Consider the following 7,824-nt stretch of genomic DNA (forward strand, 5'->3'; position numbering starts at 1 on the left):
AACCATGGTGGAGGACAAGAACAACAGCGGTGGTGACGTCGAGGCCAAGCCGGCCAGTGGCGGGGATGTGGAAGCGAAGCCGGCGAGCGGCGGCGACGTCGAGGCCAAGCCCGCCAGCGGCGGAGACGTCGAGTGAACGAGCGGCAGCGTCAGGCCACGGCCAGGCGCTGCCGCCGCCCGCTGAGCAGGACGATGAGCATCACCAGGGACAGCGCGGGCAACGGGTAGCCCAGCACCAGACCCATGGTGGTGTCGAGAACCGGCGCGACGATCGCCGCCACGAACACCCACGTGGGCGCCGTCGCGGGTTTCGCGGCGGGGGACCAGGGTGTGCGGGACCACGGCTTCGCCACGGAAATCCACGCCTGCACGGCCAGGCCACCCGCCATGAGTCCCGCGCCGGCGGCCTGCTGCCACGTCGGGGTGGCCGTCGCGGCGGCGTTCTCGAGGGCGGGTGACAGCAGGAAGATCCCGGCGTACAGCTGCACCAGCGTGAGCCCGAACTTCACGAGTACCCACCAGTGCCGGAAGAACCCCCAGGCCGTCGCGCCCGCAAGCACCAGCCCGGTGAACGCGGCGGCGTTCGCCATGGGTGCCAGCAACGCCGTGTCCAGGTGCCGCGCCATGTTCATCGCGGCGGCGCGCGTGGCCGCGTCGCCCTGGAGCGCCACGAGCGTCAGCGTCATGAGCCCGAACGCCTGGCTCATCCACGCGATCGACGAAACCGCGTGCAGCCACACCACCGCCTGCCGCCACCGCGGCGAAACCCGAGTCACGGCAATAACAATCGCCTGGACACCACCGCGGGCACATCCGGTGAACACCCTGAGATCACCCCGAGACGAACGCCGCCCGCGTGTCGAAGCCGCCGCGCCACAAGCCGATCGCGAACGCGGCAGTCGCCTCCAGCAAGGCAGCGCGGTCGAGGCCACCGGCAGGCAGGGGAGTGCAGCCGACGTCCCGGACGAGCTCCGACACCACGTCGACCGCCGCCGGAGCGCCGCACAACGGCACCGCGAGCGGCCGCCCCTCGAACAGCGGCGGCGTCATTCGCCAGGTTTCCACGGGGGCGAGGTTGAACGCCTTCACCACCAAAGCACCGGGCGCAGCCGCGGCGAGTCCGGCGGCGACAGGCGTTCCCGGAGGAAGAGAATCGCTGTTGCCCGGTGTGTTCGTGCAGTCGATCAGCACCTTCCCGGCCAGCGGTAAGCCCGTCATCACCGAAAGCGCCGAAACCGGCAGCCCCAGCAACACCACGTCCGCCCACTCGGCGGCCGAAGCCCACGGCAGCGCCGAGGCGCCCAGCTCCCGAGCCAGAGCGGCAGCACGTCCGGGGTCCCGGCCCGAGACGGCCAGCGAGTGCCGAGACCAGTGCGCGCCCAACGCCTGCGCCATTCCGCCCGTGCCGAACAATGCGATCCGCATGCCGAGTCCTTTCGTAACCTGGCACCGACGCTACGAACCCCGGCAGGAACCGAAAGGTAACCGGACATGGACTTCCTCGCGGACTGCCGCACACGGCTCGCGTTCGACCTCGTCTCGAACACGTGGAACCCGGTGGTGCTGTGGGCTCTGCGCCACGGCCCGCGCCGCCACGGTGAGCTGCGCACGCACATCGGCGGCATCAGCGCGAAGGTGCTGACGGAGGCCGTCCGCCGCCTCGAGCGCGACGGGCTCGTCAGCCGCGTCGACGGTCGCTACGCCCTCACCGCGCTGGGGGAAATCTTCCTCGGGCCGATCGAGGCGTTCGGCCGATGGGCTGACGAGCACGGGGATGAAGTGGTCAAGGCCCAGAACGCCTGAAGACTTCGTCACAAACCCTGCCCCAGCCGGACAAACCCGGGTTACCGTCCCCCGGACGAAACCCGAGGAGGCGAGCCATGGTCGATTGGGCCGGATTTGTCCCCGCCGCGGTCCTGGTATCGCTCATCCCGGGCGCCAACCAGCTGCTGGGCCTGCGCAACGCCGCCCGCTACGGCGTCGGCTACGCCATGGCCGGCATCGGCGGCCGGTTCGTGGCGTTCGTGGTCCTGATCGGCCTCGTCGCGGCCGGGCTGGGGACGCTGCTGGCCGCGTCCGCCGAGCTGCTCACGATCCTCAAGTGGATCGGCGTCGCCTACCTGCTGTGGCTCGGCCTCAGCAGCATCCTCAAGGCCCGCCGCGAGATGAGCCAGACGCAGGATCCGCCCAAGAGCAGGAACCTGCGAGCCGTGGTGGTCAACGAGTTCGCCGTCGCCATCAGCAACCCCAAGGCGCTGCTGCTCTTCGCCGCCCTCCTGCCGCAGTTCACCACGACCGGCAGCCCCACAGCGCTCGCCGAGCTGGGCGCCGCCTACCTCGGGGTGGAGCTCGTTGTCGGCCTCGCCTACGTGCTGGTCGGCCGGGCCATCGGCGTCGCCGGCGTCAAGGCCAAGACCCAGCGGAAGGTCGACGCCGGCTCGGGCATCTGCTTCGTCATCCTCGCCGGCGTGCTCGCCGTCGACAGCTCACTCTGACAGAGGCCGCTTCTCCGCCAGCTCCAGCAACGGCACCGCGGCCGCCGCGTCCGTGATGAGCGTCGACACCATGCCGGATCTCAGCACGGCGTCCACCGCGGCCGCCTTCGGTTCGCTGTAGCCGATCGCGATCACCTCCGGCACCGCGAGCAGCTCCTCCGTGCTGATCGCCAGGACGTGGTGCGCCAGACCCGTCGACAAAGCGTTTCCCGAAGTGTCGAACAGTCGAGCCGCGACCTCGGCCGTCGCCCCGCGCGCGGCGATGGCGGCGCGTTCGGCTTCGTCCAGGGCGTCGTACACGGTGGACTCGCCGGGTGACCAGGCGCCGATGCTCACCACGGCTTTCGTCAGCTTGCCGAACTGCCCGAAAGTCTCCGCGATGCCGGGCTGGTGGCGCAGGATCTCCGTGGTCCGCCGGTCCGGCAGCACGAGCGGGCCGAAGATCGGATAAGCGTCGCCGCCGGAGACCGAGGTCACGCGGCTCACGGTTTCGACCGAGCGCCCGCGCATGTCCATGCCGGCCTGCACGCCGCACAACTGCACGATCGGGCAGCGCGGAAGTGTTCTGATGGCCTCGGTCATCGCGTTGACCGACCGGGCCCACGACAGCCCGATGACGTCCGTCGGGCGGGCGATCTCCTCGAGGAGGTGAGCGGCGAGCGTTCCGACCTTCTTGCGCACGACCTCGCGCGGCTCCTTCGCCGCCGCTCGTTCGAGCACCAAAGCGCGGCGAAGCCCGTACGCGCGCCTGACCTCGTCGGACAGCTCCACGTCGAGCGGCGCGGGCAGGTCGAACTCCACCCTGACCAGGCCCGTCTCCCGGGCGGTGTCGAGCAGGCGCGCGACCTTGAACCGGCTCACGCCGAACTCTTCGGCGATCTCCAGCTTCGAGCGGCCCTGCACGTAGAAGCGGCGGGCGATGGTGGCCAGCTCCAAGCTCTCGGTCAGCAGTGGCCGGGGCTTCTTCCTGCTCATATGAGCACCATAGCGCAGAATCCAACCCAAAAGGTTGACGAAAGCCCTAGAAAACACCTGTAATGCTTCCACCAATTAGCCGCACCACTCGTTAATACCGCTCATATGAGCGCCTAGGAAGGGGATGAGGCATGCGTGCCGCGATCGTGGACCGGCCCGGGGAAATCCGGGTCGGCGACGTTCCCGATCCGAAGCCCGGAGAGCGCCAGGTCGTCGTGAAGGTCGGCGCCTGCGGGATCTGCGGGACCGACCTGCACATCGCCGACGGGCACTTCCCGCCGACGCCGTACCCCATCGTTCCCGGCCACGAGTTCGCCGGCGAGATCGTCGAGCTCGGCGCCGACGTGCCAGGTGAGTGGAAGATCGGCGACCGCGTGGCCGTCGACCCGTCGCTGTACTGCGGCTACTGCACGCCGTGCCGCTCCGGCCACGGCAACCTCTGCGCCAACTGGAACGCCACCGGCGACACGGTCAACGGCGCGTTCGCCGAGTACGTCGCCGTGCCGGCCGACACCTGCCACAAGATGCCGGACTCGATGACGTGGGAACAGGGCGCGCTCGTGGAACCCGTCTCGTGCGCCGTGCACGGTGTGCGCCGCATCGGCGTCGAGGCCGACGAACGGTTCCTCGTGGTCGGCGCCGGCACGATGGGCCTGATCATGCAGCAGCTGCTGCAGCGCGCGGGCGCCGAAGTCACGGTCGTCGATCGCAACGCGAGCCGCCTGCCGCGCGCCACCAGCCTCGGCGCCACCGCCGTGGCCGAGGACGTGTCCGCTTTGGACGGTGAGCTCTACGACGCCGCTGTCGACTGCACCGGCGCCGCCCCCGCCATCGAGTCGGCTTTCGACGCGCTGCGCCGCGGCGGCCGCCTGCTCGTGTTCGGCGTCGCGCCCGCCGAGGCGCGCGTGGCGCTCTCACCCTTCCGCATCTACAACGACGAGATCACCATCGTCGGCTCCATGGCCGTGCTCAACAGCTACGCGAGCGCGCTCGACCTCGTCGCCAAGGGCTTCATCGACACCGAAGCGCTGATCACCGACACGCTCCCGCTGGAGCAGTACCCCGACGCGCTGGCCAAGATGCGCGGCGGCTCCGGCCTCAAGATCCAGGTGCTCCCCGGAGGTGGCCGTGCGTAAGCTCCTGTGCCTCCTTGCCGCAACAGCGTTGTTCGTCACGGGATGCGCCGGAGCCGGATCGTTCGGCAACGGTGGGCGGACGCTCGTCATCGCGATCGTCTCGAACCCCCAGATGAAGGACGCCATCTCGCTCTCGGGTGAGTTCGAGAAGGCGAACCCGGGCGTGCACCTCAAGTTCGTCTCCCTGCCGGAGAACGAGGCACGCGCGAAGATCACCGCGTCCACCGCCACGCAGGGCGGCGAGTTCGACGTGGTGATGATCAGCAACTACGAGGCCCCGCAGTGGGCGGCCAACGGCTGGCTCGAGAACCTCGAACCGCACATGTTGGCCACCCCCGGCTACGACGAGGACGACTTCATCCCGAGCATCCGGCAGTCGCTGTCGTATGAGAACCAGATGTACGCGGTGCCGTTCTACGGGGAATCGTCCTTTGTGGTCTACCGCAAGGACCTGTTCGCCAAGGCCGGGATCACGATGCCGGCGCACCCCACGTGGCAGCAGATCGCGGACGACGCGGCGAAGCTCGACGACAAGAACGCCGGCATCGCGGGCATCTGCCTGCGCGGCAAGCCGGGCTGGGGCGAGAGCCTCGCGCCGTTCACCACGGTCGCCAACACCTTCGGCGCGCAGTGGTTCGACAAGGACTGGAACGCCAAGCTCACCAGCCCGGAGTTCACACAGGCGGCGAACTTCTACGTGAACCTCGTGCGCGACCACGGTGAGGTCGGCGCCTCCAGTGCAGGGTTCTCCGAGTGCGGCACGCGCTACGCCCAGGGCCAGGCCGCGATGTGGTACGACGCCACGTCGATGACCGGCACCACCGAAGACCCCACCAGCAGCAAGGTCGTCGGCAAGAACGGCTACGCGCCGGCCCCGGTCGAGAAGACACAGGCCAGCGGCTGGCTCTACACCTGGGCGCTCGGGATCCCGAAGGTCGCCAAGGACAAGGACGACGCCTGGAAGTTCATGGCGTGGATGACCGACAAGGCGTACGCGAAGAAGGTCGGCGAGACCTACGGCTGGAACCGCGTGCCGCCGGGCACGCGCCAGTCGACGTATGAGATCCCGCAGTACCGCGATGCGGCCAAGGCCTACGCCCAGCCGACGCTCGACGGGATCGCCGACGCCAACCAACAGAAGGCCATGGTGAGCCCGGTGCCGTACCCGGGGATCCAGTTCGTGGGGATCCCGGAGTTCCAGGACCTCGGCACGCGCGTCAGCCAGCAGTTGTCGGCGGCGATCGCGGGCCAGACCTCAGTAGCGGACGCGTTACAGCAGTCGCAGAAGTACGCGGCCACAGTCGGCGAGTCCTACCAGGCGGTGAAGCCATGAGTACGATTTCGGTCCCCACCGGCACGGCGCCGGTCACCACCCGCACTGCGAGCACGAAGAAGGCCACCAACAAGGCGGGGAAGCGGCGGCTGCCCCTGTTGCCCGCGTTGATCTTCGTGATCGCGGTGACGCAGATTCCCTTCCTGCTCACCATCTACTACTCGTTCCAGTCGTGGAACCTGGTGCGGCCGGGTTCGTTCCACTTCGTCGGCTTCCAGAACTACGCCGACGTTTTCACCGACTCGACGTTCCTCGGTGCGCTGCTCAACACCGTGGTGCTCACGGTGGTGTGCGTGTTCCTGTCGCTGCTGCTCGGGCTGGGCTTGGCGATCCTGCTGGACCGCAAGTTCGTCGGCCGCGGTTTCGTGCGCACGCTGCTGATCACGCCGTTCCTGATCCTGCCGGCGGCCGGCGCACTGCTGTGGAAGACCACGATGTTCGACCCGACCTACGGCCTGCTGCACTTCGTGTTCGGCACCGACATCGACTGGCTTTCGCAGTTCCCGCTCGCCGCGGTGATGGCGCAGATCATCTGGCAGTGGACGCCGTTCATGATGCTGCTGACGCTCGCCGGCCTGCAGAGTCAGCCGAAGGACGTGCTGGAGGCCGCGTCGGTCGACGGCGCGGGCCGCTGGCGCACGTTCGTGTCCATCACGCTGCCGCACCTGTCGCGGTTCCTGCAACTGGCGACGCTGCTGGGCGCGATCTACATCGTGAACAGCTTCGACGCGATCTTCCTCATGACGCAGGGCGGTCCGGGCACGGCGAGCACGAACCTGCCGTTCTACATCTACCAGCGCGCGTTCGAGGGCTTCGACATCGGCCAGTCGTCGGCGATGGGTGTGGTGGTCGTGATCATCACGATGATCGTGGCAACGTTCGCCCTGCGCCTGATGTTCCGCGCGTTCTCCGTGGACGGAGGCACGAAATGACCACGGCTGTTTCCGAGGTTTCGGCGGTTTCCGGGCGCAAGCGCCGCTACGGGGCGGGTTCACTCACGGTCGTCACGTGGATCGTCGCGATCCTGTTCGTGTTCCCGCTGCTGTGGATGATCCTCACGGCGTTCAAGCAGGAATCCGACGCCTACACGGACCCGCCGAAGCTCTTCTTCAGCCCGACGTTCGACCAGATCTCCGGGGTTCTCAAGGGCGGCTTCCTGCCGTACCTGGCGAACTCGGCGTTCGTGACTGTGGTGTCCACGCTGTTGGTGCTGCTGCTCGGTATCCCGGCGGCGTACGCGCTTTCGCTGGCGCCCGTGAAGAAGACGAAGAACGCCCTGAGCTTCTTCCTGTCCACCAAGATGCTGCCGATCGTCGCGGCCATCATCCCGCTGTACGTGATCTCCCAGAACACCAACCTGCTCGACACGGTGTGGGCGCTGATCATCCTGTACACGTCGATGAACCTGCCGCTCGCGATCTGGATGATGCGGTCGTTTTTCCTGGAGGTACCGGGGGAGATGATCGAGGCGGCGCACATCGACGGCGCCAACCTCCCGACGCTGCTGCGCAAGATCATCATGCCGGTCGTCGCCCCGGGCATCGCCGCGACGGCGCTGATCTGCGTGATTTTCTCGTGGACGGAGTTCTTCTACGCGGTGAACCTCACGGCCGCTCGGGCCGGGACGGTGCCGGTGTTCCTGGTCGGGTTCATCACGAGTGAAGGGCTGTACTGGGCCCAGCTGTCGGCGGCGGCGTTGTTGGCTTCGCTGCCGGTGATGATCGTGGGGTGGTTCGCGCAGAACCATCTGGTGCGGGGGTTGTCGATGGGTGCGGTGAAGTAGCTCGTCCCCGGCTCTCACGCGCCCCAATGTGGCGGGGGGAGTGGTGCCGGCACCACCCACCCCCACACGAAATACAAAAAACAACACCAAAAAACAAAATTA

10 protein-coding genes are annotated in these 7,824 nt (G+C 68.0%); 7 read left to right on the plus strand and 3 right to left on the minus strand.

Translation table 11 applies throughout. The features are described 5' to 3' along the window. Nucleotides 1-4 precede the first annotated feature (4 nt). Nucleotides 5-136, plus strand: a complete 132-nt coding sequence (locus ABZU76_RS32740; protein WP_255638653.1) for a hypothetical protein — start codon at nt 5-7, stop codon at nt 134-136. Nucleotides 137-149: 13 nt separating this feature from the next. Here the strand turns inward: ABZU76_RS32740 and ABZU76_RS32745 are convergent, their stop codons facing one another. Together ABZU76_RS32745 and ABZU76_RS32750 are read right to left on the minus strand one after the other, a co-directional pair. After that, nucleotides 150-776, minus strand: a complete 627-nt coding sequence (locus ABZU76_RS32745) for a hypothetical protein (RefSeq protein ID WP_354876198.1) — start codon at nt 774-776, stop codon at nt 150-152. Nucleotides 777-831: 55 nt separating this feature from the next. Beyond that, the gene (locus ABZU76_RS32750; RefSeq protein ID WP_354876200.1) at nt 832-1,425 is read right to left on the minus strand and encodes an NAD(P)-binding domain-containing protein; all 594 of its coding nucleotides are present in this window, start codon (nt 1,423-1,425) and stop codon (nt 832-834) included. Between the two features lie 66 nt (nt 1,426-1,491). Between ABZU76_RS32750 and ABZU76_RS32755 the strand changes: the two genes are divergently transcribed. Continuing rightward, entirely contained in the window at nt 1,492-1,803 is a 312-nt protein-coding gene (locus ABZU76_RS32755) for a helix-turn-helix domain-containing protein (RefSeq protein WP_354876202.1), read from the plus strand. Between the two features lie 77 nt (nt 1,804-1,880). Beyond that, a complete protein-coding gene (locus tag ABZU76_RS32760) occupies nt 1,881-2,495 on the plus strand; it encodes a LysE family translocator (protein ID WP_354876204.1) in 615 nt (204 codons plus the stop codon). Here ABZU76_RS32760 and ABZU76_RS32765 read toward each other — a convergent pair. After that, on the minus strand, nt 2,487-3,470 hold the full coding sequence (locus tag ABZU76_RS32765) for a sugar-binding domain-containing protein (RefSeq protein ID WP_354876206.1): 984 nt from the start codon (nt 3,468-3,470) through the stop codon (nt 2,487-2,489). The two genes, ABZU76_RS32760 and ABZU76_RS32765, sit on opposite strands and share 9 nt — an antisense overlap. A gap of 131 nt (nt 3,471-3,601) precedes the next feature. Between ABZU76_RS32765 and ABZU76_RS32770 the strand changes: the two genes are divergently transcribed. The 4 genes from ABZU76_RS32770 to ABZU76_RS32785 are packed head-to-tail and all read left to right on the plus strand — an operon-like array spanning nt 3,602 to nt 7,722. Next, entirely contained in the window at nt 3,602-4,606 is a 1,005-nt protein-coding gene (locus ABZU76_RS32770; RefSeq protein ID WP_354876208.1) for a zinc-dependent alcohol dehydrogenase family protein, read from the plus strand. Next, nucleotides 4,593-5,939 carry a sugar ABC transporter substrate-binding protein gene (locus ABZU76_RS32775; protein WP_354876210.1) on the plus strand — a complete coding sequence of 449 codons (1,347 nt, stop codon included), beginning with the start codon at nt 4,593-4,595 and terminating at the stop codon, nt 5,937-5,939. The genes ABZU76_RS32770 and ABZU76_RS32775 overlap by 14 nt, the downstream gene beginning before the upstream one ends. Beyond that, on the plus strand, nt 5,936-6,871 hold the full coding sequence (locus ABZU76_RS32780) for a sugar ABC transporter permease (RefSeq protein WP_354876212.1): 936 nt from the start codon (nt 5,936-5,938) through the stop codon (nt 6,869-6,871). The genes ABZU76_RS32775 and ABZU76_RS32780 overlap by 4 nt, the downstream gene beginning before the upstream one ends. Further along, nucleotides 6,868-7,722 (plus strand): carbohydrate ABC transporter permease, encoded by an 855-nt coding sequence (locus tag ABZU76_RS32785; protein ID WP_354876214.1) that lies wholly within the window; start codon nt 6,868-6,870, stop codon nt 7,720-7,722. The genes ABZU76_RS32780 and ABZU76_RS32785 overlap by 4 nt, the downstream gene beginning before the upstream one ends. The last annotated feature ends 102 nt before the right edge of the window (nt 7,723-7,824 follow it).

It is taken from the genome of Amycolatopsis sp. NPDC005232 (genome assembly GCF_040607795.1).
Classification (GTDB): domain Bacteria; phylum Actinomycetota; class Actinomycetes; order Mycobacteriales; family Pseudonocardiaceae; genus Amycolatopsis.